Annotated in this window: 18 protein-coding genes; 4 read left to right on the top strand and 14 right to left on the bottom strand. The window is 73.5% G+C overall.

The features are described 5' to 3' along the window. Positions 1 to 9 precede the first annotated feature (9 nt). From nuoK to ACYVI6_RS08895, 12 genes are all read right to left on the bottom strand, one after another. Positions 10 to 309 (bottom strand): NADH-quinone oxidoreductase subunit NuoK, encoded by a 300-nt coding sequence (gene nuoK, locus ACYVI6_RS08950; protein WP_460446038.1) that lies wholly within the window; start codon positions 307 to 309, stop codon positions 10 to 12. Next, a complete protein-coding gene (locus tag ACYVI6_RS08945; RefSeq protein WP_460446037.1) occupies positions 306 to 1,133 on the bottom strand; it encodes an NADH-quinone oxidoreductase subunit J in 828 nt (275 codons plus the stop codon). Before ACYVI6_RS08945 ends, nuoK begins: the two co-directional genes overlap by 4 nt. Continuing rightward, positions 1,130 to 1,885, bottom strand: coding sequence for an NADH-quinone oxidoreductase subunit NuoI (nuoI, locus tag ACYVI6_RS08940; RefSeq protein WP_460446036.1), 756 nt, complete (start codon positions 1,883 to 1,885; stop codon positions 1,130 to 1,132). Before nuoI ends, ACYVI6_RS08945 begins: the two co-directional genes overlap by 4 nt. Further along, on the bottom strand, positions 1,878 to 3,221 hold the full coding sequence (nuoH, locus tag ACYVI6_RS08935) for an NADH-quinone oxidoreductase subunit NuoH (protein ID WP_460446035.1): 1,344 nt from the start codon (positions 3,219 to 3,221) through the stop codon (positions 1,878 to 1,880). The genes nuoI and nuoH overlap by 8 nt, the downstream gene beginning before the upstream one ends. After that, entirely contained in the window at positions 3,218 to 5,686 is a 2,469-nt protein-coding gene (locus tag ACYVI6_RS08930; protein ID WP_460446034.1) for an NADH-quinone oxidoreductase subunit G, read from the bottom strand. Before ACYVI6_RS08930 ends, nuoH begins: the two co-directional genes overlap by 4 nt. After that, the gene (gene nuoF, locus ACYVI6_RS08925) at positions 5,683 to 6,996 is read right to left on the bottom strand and encodes an NADH-quinone oxidoreductase subunit NuoF (RefSeq protein WP_460446033.1); all 1,314 of its coding nucleotides are present in this window, start codon (positions 6,994 to 6,996) and stop codon (positions 5,683 to 5,685) included. Before nuoF ends, ACYVI6_RS08930 begins: the two co-directional genes overlap by 4 nt. A gap of 2 nt (positions 6,997 to 6,998) precedes the next feature. Next, positions 6,999 to 7,844 (bottom strand): NADH-quinone oxidoreductase subunit NuoE, encoded by an 846-nt coding sequence (gene nuoE, locus ACYVI6_RS08920; protein ID WP_460446032.1) that lies wholly within the window; start codon positions 7,842 to 7,844, stop codon positions 6,999 to 7,001. Next, positions 7,844 to 9,187 carry an NADH-quinone oxidoreductase subunit D gene (locus tag ACYVI6_RS08915; RefSeq protein ID WP_460446031.1) on the bottom strand — a complete coding sequence of 448 codons (1,344 nt, stop codon included), beginning with the start codon at positions 9,185 to 9,187 and terminating at the stop codon, positions 7,844 to 7,846. Before ACYVI6_RS08915 ends, nuoE begins: the two co-directional genes overlap by 1 nt. Continuing rightward, positions 9,187 to 9,987 carry an NADH-quinone oxidoreductase subunit C gene (locus ACYVI6_RS08910; RefSeq protein WP_460446030.1) on the bottom strand — a complete coding sequence of 267 codons (801 nt, stop codon included), beginning with the start codon at positions 9,985 to 9,987 and terminating at the stop codon, positions 9,187 to 9,189. The genes ACYVI6_RS08915 and ACYVI6_RS08910 overlap by 1 nt, the downstream gene beginning before the upstream one ends. Continuing rightward, positions 9,984 to 10,538: a NuoB/complex I 20 kDa subunit family protein gene (locus ACYVI6_RS08905; RefSeq protein WP_460446029.1), complete on the bottom strand. Its 555-nt coding sequence runs from the start codon at positions 10,536 to 10,538 to the stop codon at positions 9,984 to 9,986. Before ACYVI6_RS08905 ends, ACYVI6_RS08910 begins: the two co-directional genes overlap by 4 nt. 7 nt (positions 10,539 to 10,545) lie before the next feature. Continuing rightward, positions 10,546 to 10,905 carry an NADH-quinone oxidoreductase subunit A gene (locus ACYVI6_RS08900; RefSeq protein WP_460446028.1) on the bottom strand — a complete coding sequence of 120 codons (360 nt, stop codon included), beginning with the start codon at positions 10,903 to 10,905 and terminating at the stop codon, positions 10,546 to 10,548. 246 nt (positions 10,906 to 11,151) lie between these two features. Then, the gene (locus tag ACYVI6_RS08895) at positions 11,152 to 11,847 is read right to left on the bottom strand and encodes a demethylmenaquinone methyltransferase (RefSeq protein ID WP_460446027.1); all 696 of its coding nucleotides are present in this window, start codon (positions 11,845 to 11,847) and stop codon (positions 11,152 to 11,154) included. Positions 11,848 to 11,966: 119 nt separating this feature from the next. Between ACYVI6_RS08895 and ACYVI6_RS08890 the strand changes: the two genes are divergently transcribed. The 4 genes from ACYVI6_RS08890 (at position 11,967) to ACYVI6_RS08875 (ending at position 15,642) form a co-directional block, all read left to right on the top strand. Further along, positions 11,967 to 12,377 (top strand): ATP-binding protein, encoded by a 411-nt coding sequence (locus tag ACYVI6_RS08890; protein WP_460446026.1) that lies wholly within the window; start codon positions 11,967 to 11,969, stop codon positions 12,375 to 12,377. 65 nt (positions 12,378 to 12,442) lie between these two features. Continuing rightward, positions 12,443 to 13,705, top strand: coding sequence for an isochorismate synthase (locus tag ACYVI6_RS08885; RefSeq protein ID WP_460446025.1), 1,263 nt, complete (start codon positions 12,443 to 12,445; stop codon positions 13,703 to 13,705). Positions 13,706 to 13,710: 5 nt separating this feature from the next. Beyond that, positions 13,711 to 14,541 carry an acyl-CoA thioesterase gene (locus ACYVI6_RS08880; protein ID WP_460446024.1) on the top strand — a complete coding sequence of 277 codons (831 nt, stop codon included), beginning with the start codon at positions 13,711 to 13,713 and terminating at the stop codon, positions 14,539 to 14,541. Positions 14,542 to 14,550: 9 nt separating this feature from the next. After that, a complete protein-coding gene (locus tag ACYVI6_RS08875; RefSeq protein ID WP_460446023.1) occupies positions 14,551 to 15,642 on the top strand; it encodes an oxidoreductase in 1,092 nt (363 codons plus the stop codon). A 60-nt stretch (positions 15,643 to 15,702) separates the two neighbouring features. On the opposite strand, the gene ACYVI6_RS08870 is transcribed toward ACYVI6_RS08875, so the two are convergent. Both ACYVI6_RS08870 and ACYVI6_RS08865 read right to left on the bottom strand, forming a co-directional pair. Further along, positions 15,703 to 17,268 (bottom strand): MFS transporter, encoded by a 1,566-nt coding sequence (locus tag ACYVI6_RS08870; RefSeq protein WP_460446022.1) that lies wholly within the window; start codon positions 17,266 to 17,268, stop codon positions 15,703 to 15,705. 48 nt (positions 17,269 to 17,316) lie between these two features. Beyond that, positions 17,317 to 18,216, bottom strand: a 900-nt coding sequence (locus ACYVI6_RS08865) for a thiamine pyrophosphate-dependent enzyme (protein WP_460446021.1), incomplete at its 5' end; no start/stop codon positions are given.

Here is an 18,216-nt window from a genome sequence, read left to right as displayed (position 1 = left end):
GTGGAGAGGCTAGAGCTTCAGCAGGTTGGCGTCGTCCACCGAGGCCGAGCGGCGGGCCCGGAAGATGCTCAGGATGATCGCCAGGCCGACCACGACCTCGGCGGCCGCCACCAGCATCACGAACAGCGCGACGACCTGGCCGTCGAGGTTGCCGTGCAGGCGGGTGAAGGTGACGAACGCGAGGTTGGTGGCGTTCAGCATGAGCTCGACGCCCATGAACACCACGATCGCGTTGCGACGCAGCAGGAACGTCGCCGCGCCGATCGAGAACAGGATCGCCGACAGCACGATGTAGTTGTGCAGGCTCATCGCTTGCCTCCGCGCTCGACGTCGGCCTCGATGGCCGCGGTCTGGGACTCGAGCTGCTTGCTGTCGCCGACCTGCGAGCGGGCGCGCAGCACGCGCGACACCGACAGCTCGGACGGTGTGCCGTCGGGCAGCAGCGCCGGCGTGTCGACGCCGTTGTGCCGGGCGAACACGCCCGGCGCGGGCAGACCGGCGGGCTGCCGGCCGGGCTCGCTGAACCGGCGGCGGGCCAGCACCCGCTGGGTGACCTTCTCGCCGATGCGCTCGCGGTGGGCGAGCACCATCGCGCCGAGCGCGGCGGTGATGAGCAGCGCGCTGGTGACCTCGAACGCCCAGACGTACTGGCCGAAGATCTTGTTCGCGATGCCCAGCACGTTGCCCTCGGCGTTGGCCTGGGTGAGGCCGACCGGGCCGGAGAACGTGAACGACCCGACGCCGGCGATCAGCAGCACGGCCAGGCCGAGCGCGAGCAGCACGCCCACCCAGCGCTGGCCGCTGATGGTCTCGACGAGGGAGTCGGAGGAGTCGACGCCGACGAGCATCAGCACGAAGAGGAACAGCATCATGACCGCGCCGGTGTAGACGAACACCTGGATGACGCCGAGGAAGTCGGCGTCCTGCACGAGGTAGATGACGCCGAGGCTGACCATCACGACGGCCATGCCCAGCGCCGCGTGCACGGCCTTGCGGGCGAACAGCAGGCCGAGGGCGGACAGCACCATGACGGGTGCGAGCACCCAGAACAGCACCGTCTCGGAGCCGGTCGGGGCGGGGCTGCCGGCGGCCTGCACGGCCGCGTGCACGGCGGCGGGTGCGAACGTGCTCATCGGCGAGCCTCCTGGATGACGGCCTCGCCCTCGGTCTGCACGCCCGTGGCCGGCTCGGACTCGCCGGTGTCGCGGTGCTCGTGCGCCTGCACCCAGGCCTGCTGGTCGTCGGTCGGACCGCTGATGTTGCCGCGGTAGTAGTCGTCGGCGTCGAGGCCGGCGGGCATGGGGTGCGGCGGCGGCAGCATCCCGGTGCGGATGGGCGCGAGCAGCTGGTCCTTCTCGAAGATCAGCCGACCGCGCGAGCTGTCGGCCAGCTCGTACTCGTTGGTCATCGTGAGCGCCCGGGTGGGGCACGCCTCGATGCAGAGCCCGCAGAAGATGCACCGCAGGTAGTTGATCTGGTACACGCGTCCGTACCGCTCACCGGGCGACATGCGGTGGTCGTCGGTGTTGTCGGCGCCCTCGACGTAGATGGCGTCGGCCGGGCACGCCCAGGCGCACAGCTCGCACCCGATGCACTTCTCCAGGCCGTCGGCGTACCGGTTCAGCTGGTGCCGCCCGTGCCAGCGCTGCGCCGTCGGGCGCGGCTTCTCGGGGTACTCCTCGGTGTAGACCTTGCGGAACATCGTGGAGAACGAGACCCCGAAGCCCGCGACCTGCGGCACCAGCGAGGAGATCGGGCCGGGTGCACCGGCGCCCTTGTCGACGTCGCCGTCGCTGCGGCCCACGACCTCCTGCGGGCGCGCGGTCTCCTGGCCCGAGGTGCGGGCCGGGACGGTGTCGTCGGTGGTGCCGTCGTGCTCAGTCACGAGACTGCGCCTCCACGTCGTCGGTCGGGGCACCCGCGCCGGTCAGGGCGCGCGGGCCGCGGCTGCGGATGAGCTGCTGGCCGGGCAGCGGGGGCACCGGGTGGCCGCCCGCGAACGGGTCGACCTCGCCGAGCTCCCAGCCGCCCTCGGGCTCGCGCCGCTCGGTGCGGGAGTCGATCACCCAGGCGATCGCCCCGCCGACCACGGCGAGCACGCCGATGGCCACGAACAGCTTGGTGCGGCCGGACGACGTGACGTCGGGCAGCGCGCGGATGGTGGCCACCGCGACGATCCACAGCAGGCTGGCCGGGATGAGGAACTTCCAGCCGAACCGCATGAACTGGTCGTAGCGCACGCGCGGCAGCGAACCGCGCACCCAGATGAAGAAGAACAGGAAGAGCCACAGCTTCACGACGAACCACAGCACCGGCCACCAGCCGGTGTTCAGCACGCCGTCGTCGATGGACGACAGCGGCCAGGGGGCGCGCCAGCCGCCGAAGAACATCGTCGTGGCCAGCGCCGAGACGGTCACCATGTTCACGTACTCGGCGAGGAAGAACAGGGCGAACTTCAGCGAGGAGTACTCGGTGTGGAACCCGCCGGTGAGCTCGCCCTCGCCCTCGGCGAGGTCGAACGGCAGCCGGTTGGTCTCGCCGAACATCGTGACCACGTAGACGACGAACGAGAAGATCGCCGGGATCACGAACCACTGGCTGCGCTGGGCGTCGACGATGGCCGACGTCGACATCGAGCCGGCGTAGAGGAACACCGGGACCAGCGACAGGCCCATCGCGATCTCGTAGCTCACGATCTGCGCCGAGGAGCGCAGACCGCCGAGCAGCGGGTACGTCGAGCCCGACGACCAGCCGGCGAGCAGGATGCCGTAGACGCCGACGCTGGCCACCGAGAGCACGAACAGCACGGCGACCGGGACGTCGGTCAGCTGCAGCGGGGTGCGGTGCCCGAAGACGCTCACGGCCGGGCCGAACGGGATGATCGCGAAGGCCACGAAGCAGCAGGCCGCCGCGATGGCGGGCGCCAGGATGTAGACGACCTTGTCGGCCGCCTTCGGGATCAGGTCCTCCTTCAGCGCGAGCTTCACGCCGTCGGCCAGCGACTGCAGCAGGCCGAACGGGCCGGTGCGGTTCGGGCCCGGACGCTGCTGCATCCGGCCGATGATGCGCCGCTCCGCCCAGATCACGATGAGCGTCGTGACCACGAGGAAGACGAAGATCGCCAGCGCCTTGGCCAGCACGAGCCACCAGGTCTCGTCGGCGAAGCTCGCCGCCCTGCCCGGTGCCGTGGTGGCGGCGACCAGCTGACCGGCCGTGATCATGCGGCACCTCCGCGGGAGAGCTCGACGACCGACCCGGCGGTGGTGCGCAGCGTGCTGCGCACCGGCAGGCCCGGCTGGTTGGTGGGCACCCAGACGACGCGGTCGGGCAGCTCGGTGACGACGACCGGGAAGCTCAGCGCCCCGTGCGCGCTGCGCACGGTGAGCAGGTCGCCGTCGGCCACGCCGACCTCGGCGGCGGTGGCCTGCGACACCCGGGCGACGGCGCGGTGCGCGGTGCCGGCCAGCCACGGCTCGCCGTCCTGCAGGCGACCGGCGTCGAGCAGCTGCGCCCAGGTGGCCAGCACGGCCTGCCCGCGGCCCGGCTGCGGCAGGTCACCGGCCGGCACCGCCGGGGCGGGCGCCTGCGCACCCTCCCAACCGGCCAGCTCGGCGGCCTCGTCGCGCAGCTCGCCCAGGTCGCGGGCACGCAGGTCGACGTCGAGCTCGTCCGCCAGCAGGTGCAGCACCCGGTAGTCGCTCTGGTACGAGGTCTGCAGCACGGTCGCGAAGGGCCGCTCACGACCCTCCCAGTCCCAGAACGTGCCGGCCTTCTCGGCGGCCGCGGCCACCGGGAGCACGACGTCGGCCAGCTCGGTGACGGCGCTGTGCCGGGACTCGAGCGAGACGACGAAGCCGGCCGCGGTCAGCGCCGCGGTCGCCAGCTCGGGGTCGGGCAGGTCGGCCGGGTCGAGGCCGCCGACGACGAGCGCCGCCAGCTCACCCGCCGCGGCCGCCGCGAGCATCTGGCCGGCGTCGCGCCCCGGGGCGGTCGGCAGCTCGGCCGACCCCCACACGGCGGCGACGTCGACCCGGGCCGCGGCGTCGGCGAGCGGACGACCACCGGGCAGCAGGCCCGGCAGCGCGCCGGCCTCGACCGCACCGCGCTCTCCGGCGCGACGCGGCACCCACGCGAGCCGGGCGCCGGTGGCGTCGGCCAGGCGGGAGACGGCGGACAGCGCGCCCTGCACCTCGGCCATCCGCTCGCCGACGAGCACGACCGCGCCCTCGGAGCGCAGCAGCTCGGTGACGGCGTCGACCTCGGGGCTGCCGCTCACCAGGGCCTCGAGCACCTCGGCCTCGGTGCCGGGGGCCGCGGGCACCAGCGTGCCGCGCAGCTTCTCGAGCCCGCGCGTCGTCCACGGCGCGACCGACACGACCTGCTGCCGGTGCGCGCGCACCGCCTTGCGCAGCCGCAGGAAGACGATCGGCGACTCCTCCTCGGGCTCGAACCCGACGAGCAGCACCGCGGGGGCAGCCTCGAGCTCGGCGTAGGTGACGCCGGCGGCGCCGGCCCAGTGCCCGGCCACGTGGTGGGCCAGGAAGTCGGCCTCCTCGGCCGAGTGCGGGCGGGCGCGGAAGTCGACGTCGTTCGTGCCGAGCGCGAGCCGGGCGAACTTGGCGTAGGCGTAGGCGTCCTCGAACGTCACGCGGCCGCCGGGCAGCACGCCGACGCCACCGGCGGCGCGGGCCGCCGCCAGGCCGCGGGCCGCGACCTCGAGCGCCTCGGGCCACGAGGCGACCTGCAGCTCACCGGTCTGCGCGTCGCGCACCAGCGGGTGGGTGAGCCGGTCCTCGGTGCGGTAGGTGAACGCCCACCGGCCCTTGTCGCAGTTCCACTCCTGGTTGACCTCGGGGTCGTCACCGGCGAGCCGGCGCAGCACCTGGCCGCGGCGGGTGTCGGTGCGCAGCGAGCAGCCGGACGCGCAGTGCTCGCAGACGCTCGACGTCGAGACCAGGTCGAACGGACGGGACCGGAAGCGGTAGGCCGCACCGGTGAGCGCGCCGACCGGGCAGATCTGCACCGTGTTGCCGCTGAAGTAGCTCTGGAACGGCTGCTTCTCGTAGATGCCGATCTGCTGCAGGGCGCCGCGCTCGACCAGCGAGATGAACGGGTCGCCGGCGATCTGGTCGCTGAACCGGGTGCAGCGCGCGCAGAGCACGCAGCGCTCGCGGTCGAGCAGCACCTGGGTGCTGATCGCGATCGGCTTGGGGTAGGTGCGCTTGACGTCCTCGAAGCGCGACTCGCTGCGGCCGTTGCTCAGCGCCTGGTTCTGCAGGGGGCACTCGCCGCCCTTGTCGCACACCGGGCAGTCGAGCGGGTGGTTGATGAGCAGCAGCTCCATGACGCCCTGCTGCGCCTTGTCGGCCACCGGCGAGGTGCGCTGGGTGCGCACCTGCATGCCCTCGGTGACGGTCATGGTGCAGGAGGCCTGGGGCTTCGGCATCGGCCGCAGCGACCCGTCCGGGCCGGGCATGGCGACGTCGACCAGGCACTGGCGGCAGGCGCCGACCGGCTCGAGCAGCGGGTGGTCGCAGAACCGCGGGATCTGGACGCCGAGCTGCTCGGCCGCCCGGATGATGAGCGTGCCCTTCTCCACCGCGACGTCGACGTCGTCGATCGTCAGGTGCACGAGGTCGTCGCGCGTGGCCGGCGGGGTGCCGCCGGTCGGCGTCGTGACGGTCACTTGGCGGCCACCTCCGGGGCGAACAGCAGGGAGTGCTCCGGCGGGAACAGCACGTCCGCCGGGGTGTGGGTGCCGGCGACGAACTCGTCGCGGAAGTACTGGATGGCCGACGTCACCGGGGAGGTGGCGCCGTCGCCGAGCGCGCAGAACGAGCGGCCCAGGATGTTGTCGCACGCGTCGAGCAGCAGGTCGATGTCGCGCTCGGTGCCCTTGCCGTGCTCGAGGCGCTGCAGGATCTGCTTCATCCAGAAGTTGCCCTCGCGGCACGGGGTGCACTTGCCGCAGGACTCGTGCGCGTAGAAGTCGACCCAGCGGCTGACCGCGCGGACGACCGAGACGCTCTCGTCGAAGATCTGCAGCGCGCGGGTGCCGAGCATCGAGCCGGCCGCGCCGACGCCCTCGAAGTCGAGCGGGACGTCGAGGTGCTCGGCGGTCAGGATCGGCGTCGACGAGCCGCCCGGCGTCCAGAACTTCAGGCCGTACTGCTCCGAGCGCATGCCGCCGGCCATGTCGAGCAGCTCGCGCAGCGTGACGCCGAGCGGTGCCTCGTACTGGCCGGGGCGGGCGACGTGGCCGGAGAGGCTGAAGAAGCCGAACCCGGTGGACTTCTCGCTGCCCATCGAGGTGAACCAGTCGGCGCCGTTGGCCACGATCGAGGGGACCGAGGCGATCGACTCGACGTTGTTCACGACGGTGGGCCGGGCGTAGAGGCCCGCGACCGCGGGGAACGGCGGCTTGAGACGGGGCTGGCCGCGCCGTCCCTCGAGCGAGTCGAGCAGCGCCGTCTCCTCGCCGCAGATGTACGCGCCGGCGCCGGCGTGCACGGTGACGTCGAGGTCGAAGCCGCTGCCCAGGATGTTCTTGCCCAGGAAGCCCTTCGCGTACGCCTCCTCGACGGCGCGCAGCAGGCGGCGGTAGACGTGCACGACCTCGCCGCGCACGTAGATGAACGCGTGCGTGCAGCCGATCGCGTACGACGTGATCGCCACGCCCTCGATCAGGAACTGCGGCGCCGCCATCATCAGCGGGATGTCCTTGCAGGTGCCCGGCTCGGACTCGTCGGCGTTCACCACGAGGTAGCGGGGCCCGCCGTCGTCCGGCGGCAGGAAGCCCCACTTCATGCCGGTGGGGAACCCGGCGCCGCCGCGGCCGCGCAGGCCCGAGTCCTTGACCAGCTGGATGAGGTCGGCCTTGGGCGTCTGCAGCGCGGTGCGCAGCGCGCCGTAGCCGCCCTCGCGCTCGTAGGTGGCCATGCTCCACGAGGCGTCGTCGTCCCAGAACGCGCTCAGGACGGGGGTGAGGGTGGTCATGCCTAGACCTCCTTCTGGTGCGCCGCGTCGGAGCGGCTGGCGTCGCCGGCCTGCCCCTTGGCGGCTGCGTCGTTGGCGCTCGGGGCGCCCGGGGAGCCGATCTCCTCGGCCGCCACCTGCTCGGTGGGTGCCGCCGAGCCGCTGGCGCGGGGGGACGGGGCCGTCCAGCCGCGCTCCTTGGCCAGCCGCAGGCCGACCAGGGACGCGTCACCGGCGCCGACGCCCTCGTCGGCGCGGCCGTCGTCGAACCCGGCCAGCACGCGGGAGACCTGCTTGAAGGTGCAGACCCGGCCCGCACCGCGGGTCGGGACGACGGGCGCGCCCGCCCGCAGGTCGTCGACGACCTCGCGGGCGCTCGACGGGGTCTGCCGGTCGAAGAACTCCCAGTTGACCATCACGACCGGCGCGTAGTCGCAGGCCGCGTTGCACTCGAGGCGCTCGAGGGTGATCTTGCCGTCGTCGGTCGTCTCGTCGTGCCCGACGTCGAGGTGCTCCGACAGGCTGTCGAAGATGGCGTCGCCGCCCATGATCGCGCAGAGCGTGTTGGTGCAGACCCCGACGGTGTACTCGCCGTTGGGGTGCCGCTTGTACTGCGAGTAGAACGTCGCCACGCCGGCCACCTCGGCCGTCGTGAGGTCGAGCAGCTCGGCGCACAGCTCGATGCCGCGCTGGCTGACGTAGCCGTCCTCGGACTGCACGAGGTGCAGCAGCGGCAGCAGGGCCGAGCGGCTCTGCGGGTAGCGCGCGACCACCACGGCGGCGTCCGCCTCGAGCCGGGCGCGGACGTCGGCGGGATAGGCGTCGTGCGCGGAGGTCACGGACGCGACAGGCTGCGGGTCGACCGACATCAGCGGTCCACACCTCCCATGACGGGGTCGATCGAGGCGACGGCCACGATCACGTCGGCGATCTGGCCGCCCTCGCACATGGCGGCGGTGGCCTGCAGGTTGTTGAAGCTCGCGTCGCGGAAGTGCGCGCGGTACGGCTTGGTGCCGCCGTCGCTCACCAGGTGCACCCCGAGCTCGCCCTTCGGCGACTCGACGGCCTGGTAGACCTGCCCGGCCGGCACCCGGAAGCCCTCGGTCACCAGCTTGAAGTGGTGGATGAGCGCCTCCATCGAGGTGCCCATGATGTGCCGGATGTGGTCGAGGCTGTTGCCCATGCCGTCGGACCCGATGGCCAGCTGCGCCGGCCACGCGATCTTCTTGTCCTCGATCATCACCGGCCCCTCGAGGCGCTGCAGGCGCTCGACGGTCTGCGCGATGATCCGCAGCGACTCGTAGCACTCGTCGATGCGGATGCGCAGCCGCCCGTAGGCGTCGCACGAGTCGCGGGTGATGACGTCGAAGTCGTAGGTCTCGTAGCCGCAGTAGGGCTGCGCACGGCGCAGGTCGTGCGGCAGGCCGGTGGAGCGCAGCACCGGACCGGTGATGCCGAGGGCGATGCAGCCGGTGAGGTCGAGGTAGCCGACGTCGACGGTGCGTCCCTTGAGGATGGGGTTCTCGTTGAGCAGCTTCTCGAGCTCGCCGAGACCGCGCTGCACCTCGGGGATCATCGACTGGATCTCGTCGACCGCGCCGCGGGGCAGGTCCTGCGCCACGCCGCCGGGGCGGATGTAGGCGTTGTTCATGCGCAGCCCGGTGATCAGCTCGATCACCTTGAGGATGCGCTCGCGCTCGCGGAAGCCGACGGTCATGACCGTGGTGGCGCCCATCTCCATGCCGCCGGTCGCCATCGCGACCAGGTGGGAGGAGATGCGGGTGAGCTCCATCATGAGCACCCGGATGACGCTGGCCCGCTCGGGGATGCGGTCGGTGACGCCGAGCAGCCGCTCGATCGCCAGGCAGTAGACGGTCTCCTGGAACATCGGGGCCAGGTAGTCCATGCGGGTGCAGAACGTGACGCCCTGCACCCAGGTGCGGAACTCCATGTTCTTCTCGATGCCGGTGTGCAGGTAGCCGATGCCCGCGCGGGCCTCGGTGACCGTCTCGCCGTCGATCTCGAGGATGAGCCGGAGCACGCCGTGCGTGGACGGGTGCTGCGGGCCCATGTTGACGACGATGCGCTCCTCGCCGAGGGCCGCGGCCTCCTCGGCGACGTCGTCCCAGTCGCCGCCGGCGGCGTTCAGCACGCGCCCCGCGACCGCGTCGTCGGTGGTGGTGGCGCCGTAGGGATCCGTCTGCTGGGTCATCAGCTGTACGACCTCCGCTGGTCGGGCGGTGCGATCTGCGCGCCCTTGTACTCGACGGGGATGCCGCCGAGGGGGTAGTCCTTGCGCTGCGGGTGGCCCGGCCAGTCGTCGGGCATGAGGATGCGGGTGAGGGCCGGGTGACCGTCGTAGACGATCCCGAACAGGTCCCAGGTCTCGCGCTCGTGCCAGTTGGCACCGGGCCAGACGTCGCAGACCGACGGCACGCGGGTGTCGCCCTCGGGGCAGACGACCTCGAGCCGGATGCGGCGGCTGCCGTTGGTGAGCGACAGCAGGTGGTAGACCGAGTGCAGCTCGCGGCCGACCTCGTGCGGGTAGTGCACGCCGCTGACGCTGACGCACATCTCGAAGCGGGTGGCCGGCTCGTCGCGCAGCACCCGCGCGACCTCGACCAGCCGCTCGCGGCGGACGAAGAAGGTGATCTCGCCGTGCTCGACGACGGCCTTCTCGATCGCCTGCTCGTACGACGTGCCGTGCTCGGGCAGGACGTCGACCAGCACCTGGGCGACCTCGTCCCACCAGCCGTCGAACGGCCGCGCGGACGGCGCGGACATCACGACCGGGCGCACCAGGCCGCCGTAGCCGGAGGTGTCGCCGGGGCCGTGCGCGCCGAACATGCCGGTGCGGACGTCGACGACCTCGGCCTCGGGCGTGGTCGTCGCGATCTCGGCGGTCTGCGGGGCGGCCTCCTGGGCCACCGCGGCCGCGCGCCGGGTCTGGCCGACGGTCGCGTTGTCGTCGCCGACCTGGTCCTTCGGCTGCCGGCCGGTGGGGTCGCTCACGCCAGCAGGCCCTTCATCTGCGAGGTGGGGGTCGCCTCGAGCGCAGCCGCCTCGGCCGCGCGGGCCGCCTCGACCCGGTTGACGCCGAGCGGCATCTTCTGGATCTGGTGGTGCAGCTCGATGATCGCGTTGAGCAGCATCTGCGGGCGGGGCGGACAGCCCGGCAGGTAGATGTCGACCGGCACCACGTGGTCGACGCCCTGCACGATCGCGTAGTTGTTGAACATGCCGCCGCTGCTGGCGCAGACGCCCATCGCGATGACCCACTTGGGCTCGGGCATCTGGTCGTAGACCTGACGCACGACAGGGGCCATCTTCTGGCTGACCCGGCCGGCGACGATCATCAGGTCGGCCTGGCGCGGGGTGGCGCTGAACCGCTCCATGCCGAAGCGGGCGATGTCGTAGTCGGGGGTGCCGACGGCCATCATCTCGATCGCGCAGCAGGCGAGCCCGAAGGTCGCGGGCCACAGCGAGCTCTTGCGCATGTAGCCGACGAGGCTCTCGACCGTCGTCAGCAGGAAGCCTGCGGGGAGCTTCTCCTCGATACCCATCTGGGCCTCAGTCCCATTCCAGCCCACCGCGACGCCACACGTAGGCGTACACGATGAACACCGTGAGGATGAACAGCACCATCTCGACGAGGGCGAAGAGCCCGAGCTGGTTGAACCCCACCGCGAACGGGAAGAGGAACACCGACTCGATGTCGAAGATGATGAAGAGCATCGCGGTCAGGTAGTACTTCACGGGGAACCGCCCGCCACCAGCAGCGTGGGGCGAGGGCTCGATGCCGCACTCGTACGCGTCGAGCTTCGCGCGGTTGTAGCGCTTGGGACCCGACAGGGACCCGGCGACCACGGAGAAGACGGCGAATCCCGCGCCGATGGCGAACAGGACGAGAATCGGCACGTAGGGGTTCATGCCGCCTCGCTCCTCTCTGGGTGTGGTCCGCCCGGTCCGGACGGTGCGACGAGCGTGGTGCCTGGACGCCGGGAGCCGTCCCGGCGCCGTCATCCTAGGGCGCGCGCTGCGCCCGTCGAGATAAGGCGATCCTTACTTGAAAAGGCCTGATCACGTTGCTTGTGAACGCCTTCACGAAGACGTCGCAGACTCTACGCCTGCCCGCCGACAGCCTGGCACCGATACCGCGCCAACGGGGCGAAGGCGTCAGCTGGGGCGGGTGGCGCGGTGCAGCGCGACGACGCCGCCGGTGAGGTCGCGCCACGCGACGTCCGCCCAGCCCTCGCCCTGCAGGCGGGTCGCGAGCTCGCGCTGGCCCGGCCACTCCTGGATCGACTCGGCGAGGTAGACGTAGGAGTCGGGGTTCGAGCTGACCGCGCGGGCGATCCGCGGCAGCGCCCGCATCAGGTAGTCGAGGTAGACCCGGCGGAACGGCGTCCACGTCGGGCGGCTGAACTCGCACACCACGAGCCGGCCGCCGGGCCGGGTGACCCGCAGCAGCTCGCGCAGCGCAGCGCCGGTGTCGACGACGTTGCGCAGCCCGAACGAGATCGTGACCGCGTCGAAGGACGCGTCGGCGAACGGCAGCCGCGTCGCGTCGCCCGCCGCGAACGGCAGGGCCGGCTGGGAGCGGCGACCGACCCGCAGCATGCCGACCGAGAAGTCGGTGGCCACGACCTGCGCGCCCGCCCGCTGGAACGGCAGGCTGCTGGTGCCGGTGCCGGCCGCCAGGTCGAGCACCCGCTCCCCCGGCCGGACGTCGAGCGCCCGCACCACCGCACGGCGCCAGGCACGGTCCTGCCCGAGCGAGAGGACGTCGTTGGTCAGGTCGTAGCGGGCGGCGACGTCGTCGAACATCGCGGCGACCTCGCCGGGACGCTTGTCGAGGCTGGCGCGGCTCACGGCGTCACTCTCGCACGGGCGACCGATCGGCCGGCACCCGGAGGCCGTGGGCGCGCGCGACCCCCCGCGGGTCTGGTTCGATCGTCGGGACGCAGCACCCGAGCCACGAGGAGCGGCACATGGACCCCCGGCCGATCGACGCCGACCCCGACTCGGCGACGGCGATCGTGCCCTCCGTGCCCGGGTCGGTGCCGGCCACCCGCGCCTTCCTCGTGGGCATGCTGCGCGGCTGGTCGGTGCGACCGGAGGCCGTCGACGACGCGGCGCTGCTGGCGACCGAGCTCATCACCAACGCGGTCACCCACGGCGAGGGCGCCGTCACGCTGGCGGTCGAGGTGGACGGCGATGACCTGCGGGTGGCCGTGACCGACCACGGGGTGGGCCGGCCGAGCCCGAAGGAACCGACGGTGGACGGCGAGCACGGCCGCGGCCTGTGGCTGGTGCAGGCCATGTCGCGCGACTGGGGCACCACGAGGCACAGCTCCCCCGACGGCACGACGGTCTGGTTCGAGCTCTCCGTGGTGGGCTGAGCGCGCCGCACCCGCTCGAACGGGGCGCTCGCGCGGACGCGGCGCGGGCGACCTACCCTGACCCGGTGACGAGCGCCCACGCCGAACCCGAGGCGCAGCTCGTCGTCCGCACGGTGCAGGTGCGCGACCCCGGCCCGCTGCTGTCGCTGCTGCCCGACGCCCCCGTCGTGTCGTGGGTGCGCCGCGGCGAGGGGCTGGTCGGCTGGGGCGAGGCGGCGCGCTTCGACACGACGGGCGAGCCACGCATCACCGACGCCGACGACTGGTGGCGGCAGCAGGTCGCCCACGCCGTCGTCCGCGACGAGCTCGGGCGGCCGGGCACCGGCCCGGTCGCCTTCGGCTCGTTCGCGTTCGACGCGCGCTCCTCGCGCGGCGGCGCGCTGGTCGTGCCCGAGGTCGTCGTCGGCCACCGCGACGGCACCTGGTGGGTCACGACGGCGACGACCGGCGACCAGCTGCCCCGCGCGCCCAGGCTGCGCGCGCACGACGCCGCCAGCCCCGGCACGGTGCGGTTCGCCGACGGCACGCTCGGCGGGGTGTCGTACGCCGCGGCCGTGGCGCGCGCGGTCGAGCGCATCGCGGCCGGCGAGGTCGAGAAGGTGGTGCTGGCGCGCGACCTCGAGGCGCAGGCCGACCGCGCGGTCGACCAGCGGTGGCTGCTGCGCGGCCTCGCCGAGCGCTACCCCGGCTGCTGGACGTTCGCGGTCGACGGCCTGCTCGGGGCGACCCCCGAGCTGCTGGTGCGCCTGGAGCGGGGGCTGGTGCACTCCCGGGTGCTGGCCGGCACCATCCGGCGCACGGGCGACGACGCGCACGACCTGGCCCTGGCCGGCTCGCTGGCGCGCTCGAGCAAGGACCTCGAGGAGCACGAGTACGCCGTCCGCTCGCTGGCGGAGGCGCTGGCCCCGCACTGCTCGTCGATGAACGTGCCCGAGTCGCCGTTCGTGCTCCACCTGCCCAACGTCATGCACCTGGCCACCGACGTCGCGGGCGTGCTGGCCGACGACGCGACGGCGCTGCGGCTGGCCGCCGCGCTGCACCCCACCGCGGCGGTCTGCGGCACGCCCACCGAGGCGGCGCGCGAGCTCATCGCGGCGCTCGAGGGCATGGACCGCGGCCGCTACAGCGGGCCGGTGGGCTGGATCGACGGCCGCGGCGACGGCGAGTGGGGCATCGCGCTGCGCTGCGCGGAGGTCGACCCCGACGACGCCACCCGGCTGCGGCTGCTGGCGGGCTGCGGCATCGTCGCCGGCAGCGACCCCGATGCCGAGCTGGCCGAGTCGGACGCCAAGCTGGTGCCGGTGCGCGACGCGCTGACGGGCCGCTAGACGCGTTGCAGCGCAACGGCTTCGAGTGGCACCGGCCGGACGGCGCGGTGCGGGCGGCCGTGCTGGTGCTGTCGGGCTCGAGCGGACGGGTCGAGTCGGAGCGGGCCGCGCTCCTCGCCCGCCACGGCGCGCTCGCGCTGACGTGTCGCTGGTTCGGCGGCGCCGGGCAGCCGCCGGGCATCTGCGAGGTGCCGCTCGAGACCTTCACGAAGATGCTGGACGCGTTGCAGCAGAAGGCACCTGGTGTGCCGCTCGGGTTCGTCGGCACCTCGAAGACGGCGGAGGCCGCCGTGGCGGTGGCCGCTCGCGACCACCGGCTCGACGCCGTCGTGGCCCTCGCCCCCACGCACGTCGCGTGGGCGAACGTCGGCCCGGGCGCGGACGGCGTCACGCACCCCTACCGCTCGTCGTGGACCTGGCGGGGGCGCCCGCTGCCGTTCGTGCCCTACGACGACGACTGGACGCCGGGCCCCGAGCCGGTGTCGTACCGGGCCCTGTACGAGCGCAGCCTGGCGCGCGACCCCGGCGCGGTGTCGGCCGCCCTGCTGCACCCCGGCCCGGGGAGGCACCTGCTGGTGGCCGGCGGCGCCGACGCGCTGTGGCCCGCCCTGCCCAGCGCGCACGCGCTGCAGGCCCTGTGCCGCAAGGCCTCCGTCCCGGTCGAGGTCGTCAGCACCGCGACGGCAGGGCACCGGGTGGTGCTCCCCGGCGAGCGCCCGCTGCCACCGAACCCGGCCCGCGCCTTCGGCGGCGACGACGACGCCGACCGCGAGCTGGGCGCACTGGCCTGGCCGCGGGTGCTCGACACCCTTTCGCTCGACCGGACGCACCAGTAGGTTCCGGGCATGCGCCCCAACACCGTCGTCCGAGCCCTGGTCGTGCTGGCCACCACGGCCGCCCTGGCCGCTCCCCTGCAGGCGAGCGCCCACCCCCGCCACCACCCGAGGCCGGTGCCGACCCCCTCGTGGTCCGACACGGCCACCCCCGAGAGCGCCGCTCGGCTGCGCGGGCTCGCCCCGGTGAGCAGCCGCGTGGCCTGGGTGTCCGGCAGCCTCGGCACCGTGTGGCGCACCGTCGACGGCGGCCGGCACTGGCTCGACGTCTCGCCCGGCGGTGACGCGGCGGCGCTGGAGTTCCGCGACATCGAGGCCTGGGACAGCCGCAACGCGGTGATCATGGCCGCCGGCGAGGGCGAGGACTCGCGCTTCTACCGGACGTCGGACGGCGGCGCGCACTGGACGCTCACCTACACGAACACCGAGCCCACCGCGTTCTACGACTGCTTCTCGTTCTGGGACAAGCGGAACGGCCTGGCCATGAGCGACCCGGTCGACGGTCGCTGGCGGCTGCTGCGCACCACCGACGGCGGCCGCTCGTGGCGCGTCGCGAGCTCGGCCGGCATGCCGGCGACCCTGCCGGGCGAGGCGGGGTTCGCGGCCAGCGGCACCTGCCTGGTGACGAGCGGGCGCTCCGACGTCTGGCTCGCCGGTGGCGGCACCGCGTCGCGGGTGTGGCGCAGCAGCGACCGGGGCCGCACGTGGCGCGTCACCGCGACGTCGATCCCGGCCGACCCGGCGGGGGCCGGCATCTTCTCGTTGGCCGTGCGCGGCAAGCGGTCGCTGGTCGCCGTGGGCGGCAACTTCAACACCCCCGAGGTGGGCACGGACTTCTCGGCGGTGTCGACCGACGGCGGACGCCGGTTCCGGTCCGGCGGCGACCTGGGCGGCTACCGCTCGGGCTCGGCGTGGCTGCCCCGGCGCCTCGGCCGCGCCGCGGTCGTCGCCGTGGGTCCGACGGGCAGCGACCTGTCGCGCGACGGCGGCCGCTCGTGGACGACGTTCGACACCAGCAGCCTCGACAGCGTCGAGACCACCCGCGACGGCGCCGTCTGGGCCTCGGGCGCGGCGGGTCGCGTGGCGGTGCTGCGCACCCGCTGACCACCGCACGACGAGGGGCCCGGGACGCCTGCCCCGGGCCCCTCGTCGTCCGTCGTCGTCCTAGCGGTTGACGGACTCCGGCTCGCGCGGCGCGTCGTCCGCGGCCGCGGGGCCGGCGGGCGCGCCCTGCGGCACGAAGTCGCGCTGGCGGATCAGCAGCAGGCTGGTGATCGCCGCACCGACGGCCACGAACGCCGCGAGCAGCAGGATGCGGTTCAGGCCGTCGACGAAGGCGGTCTGCCCGGCCTGCTGCGCCACCGCCCGCGCCTGCTGCGGGATCTGCCCCACGACCTGGCGCAGCGCCCCGCTGGAGACGGCGCCCGCCAGCTGCTCGGACCGGCCGGCGAGCGGGGTCGAGGCCAGCGACGTCTGCAGCGACGAGGCGATGTGCGACGAGAACACCGTGCCGAGCGTGGCGATGCCGGTGGCGATGCCGACCTGGCGGAACGTCGAGCTGGCCCCCGAGGCCATGCCGGACCGCTGCGGCGGCACGACCCCGACCGCGGTCGACGCGAGCGGCACGTTGATCAGGCCGGTGCCCACGCCGGCCACCAGCAGCCCCGGCAGCAGGTGGGTCCACTCGGTGGTGGTGCCGATGCCGCGCATCAGCAGCAGCCCGGCGGCGACCAGCAGGAACCCGGGGCCGATGAGCGCCTTGGTCGGCACGTGCGACGTGAGCCGCCCGGCGACGATCGCCGTCAGGAACACCACGCCGGAGAACGGCAGCGTGCGCAGGCCGGTCTGCAGCGGCGTGTAGCCGAGCAGGCCCTGCAGGTAGATCACGATGTAGGTCAGCACCGAGAACATCGACGCCGAGATGCCGATCGCCGCGAGCAGCCCGCCGGTGAAGGTCGGCACCCGCAGCAGGCGGAGGTCGAACATCGGGTGCCGGCCGCGCAGCTGCGCCAGCACGAACAGCGCGAGCAGCACCGGGGCGGCCACCAGGCAGGCGACGACCAGCGGCGACGACCAGCCGTCGCCGCTGCTGCGGATCAGGCCCAGCACCAGCGCCGTCAGTGCCAGGCTGAAGGTCACGAACCCCACGAGGTCGGGGCGGCTGGCCCGCTCGTCGCGCGACTCGTCGACCCCGCGCAGCGTCACGATCAGCGCGCCGATGCCGATCGGGATGTTCACGAAGAAGATCAGCGGCCACGACCCGACGCTGATCAGGGCGCCGCCCACGACGGGGCCGGCGGCGGTCGCCAGACCGGTGACGCCGCCGAAGACCCCGAACGCCACGCCCCGCTCACGGCCGGAGAACGCGTTCGCCAGCAGCGACAGGCCGGTGGCGAACATGATCGCGCCGCCGACGCCCTGCCCGGCGCGGGCCAGCGAGAGCGTGAGCACGCTGTCGGACAGCCCGCACGCCAACGACCCCAGCGTGAAGACCACGATGCCCGCGGCGTACACCCTGCGGCGTCCGAGCAGGTCGGCGACGGAGCCGGCGGTCAGCTGCAGCGCGGCCAGCGTGAGCGCGTACGCGTCGATCACCCACTGCAGACCGGACAGCGACGCGCCGAACGACTGCTGGATGTCGGGCAGCGCGACGTTCACGATCGTGATGTCGAGCAGCAGCATGAACAGTCCGGTGCAGACGGCGACGAGCGTCCACCACTTGCGAGCCAACGGGTCCTCCGAGATCAGGGCAGGGACGTGCCGGTCAAGGCTGCGGCCTCAGGGTCCCGGGCGCACCCGGGAGCGCTGCCCGAGCGCGTCGGCGACCGCCGCCCGCAGCGCCTCGTGCAGCCCGCGCTGGGTGTCGCGGGGCACCTGCACGCCCACGACGTGCGTGCCGGACGGCGGCTCGGCGACCGCGGCGGCCAGCTCGACCGGGGTCGTGGCCGCGGTCCAGCGGGCGCCCAGCGCCCGGCACACCGCCGCCAGGTCGAGCCCGAGCGGCGTGCCGAAGACCCGGTCGAACGCCTGCACGTGCTGCGGCGCACCGGGTTCGAGCAGCCCGAAGATGCCGCCGCCGTCGTCGTCGACCAGCACCACCGTCAGGTCGGGACGCCGCTCCAGCGGTCCGCTGACCAGCCCGGCGAGGTCGTGCACCAGTGTCAGGTCGCCGACCAGCGCGTAGGTGGGACGCGACGACGCCAGCGCCAGCCCCGCGGCGGTCGACACGTTGCCGTCGATGCCGGCCAGGCCGCGGTTGGCCACCACCTCGACGGGCGCCGACCCGGCCGCGACGTCGAGCTCGCGCACCGCGTTCGACGAGCCCGCGAGCAGCTGCGCCCCGGGCGGCAGCGCGTCGACGAGGTGCGCCGCGACCGCCGTGCCGGAGGGCCACGACGTCTCGACCGCCCGCCGCACGAGGGGCGCCACGACGTCCGCCGCGTCGCGCCAGGCAGCCGGCCACGCGTCGTCGACCTGCGCCGGACCGTCGGCTGACAGCACCGCGAACGGGTGCACGGCACGGGCGCGGCCGCTCGGGTCGGGCCACGGCCCGGGCCCGGCCACCAGCTCGACGTCGACCGCGGGGTCGCGCAGCAGCTGCGCCACCGGTCGCGACAGGGTCGGCCGGCCGACGACGAGCACGCGGTCGGGCCGGTGCGCGGTCAGCCAGCCGGCGGC

The organism is Angustibacter aerolatus, from assembly GCF_054776675.1.
Note: the sequence above shows the minus strand (reverse complement) of the source record. Positions and strands in the feature narration are given on the sequence as shown.

What these genes read in the sequence shown, in the direction of transcription:
- nuoK (WP_460446038.1), bottom strand. Translation starts at nt 309, where the DNA reads ATGAGCCTGCACAACTACATCGTGCTGTCGGCGATCCTGTTCTCGATC.
- ACYVI6_RS08945 (WP_460446037.1), bottom strand. Translation starts at nt 1,133, where the DNA reads ATGAGCACGTTCGCACCCGCCGCCGTGCACGCGGCCGTGCAGGCCGCC.
- nuoH (WP_460446035.1), bottom strand. Translation starts at nt 3,221, where the DNA reads ATGATCACGGCCGGTCAGCTGGTCGCCGCCACCACGGCACCGGGCAGG.
- nuoF (WP_460446033.1), bottom strand. Translation starts at nt 6,996, where the DNA reads ATGACCACCCTCACCCCCGTCCTGAGCGCGTTCTGGGACGACGACGCC.
- nuoE (WP_460446032.1), bottom strand. Translation starts at nt 7,844, where the DNA reads ATGTCGGTCGACCCGCAGCCTGTCGCGTCCGTGACCTCCGCGCACGAC.
- ACYVI6_RS08915 (WP_460446031.1), bottom strand. Translation starts at nt 9,187, where the DNA reads ATGACCCAGCAGACGGATCCCTACGGCGCCACCACCACCGACGACGCG.
- ACYVI6_RS08905 (WP_460446029.1), bottom strand. Translation starts at nt 10,538, where the DNA reads ATGGGTATCGAGGAGAAGCTCCCCGCAGGCTTCCTGCTGACGACGGTC.
- ACYVI6_RS08900 (WP_460446028.1), bottom strand. Translation starts at nt 10,905, where the DNA reads ATGAACCCCTACGTGCCGATTCTCGTCCTGTTCGCCATCGGCGCGGGA.
- ACYVI6_RS08890 (WP_460446026.1), top strand. Translation starts at nt 11,967, where the DNA reads ATGGACCCCCGGCCGATCGACGCCGACCCCGACTCGGCGACGGCGATC.
- ACYVI6_RS08875 (WP_460446023.1), top strand. Translation starts at nt 14,551, where the DNA reads ATGCGCCCCAACACCGTCGTCCGAGCCCTGGTCGTGCTGGCCACCACG.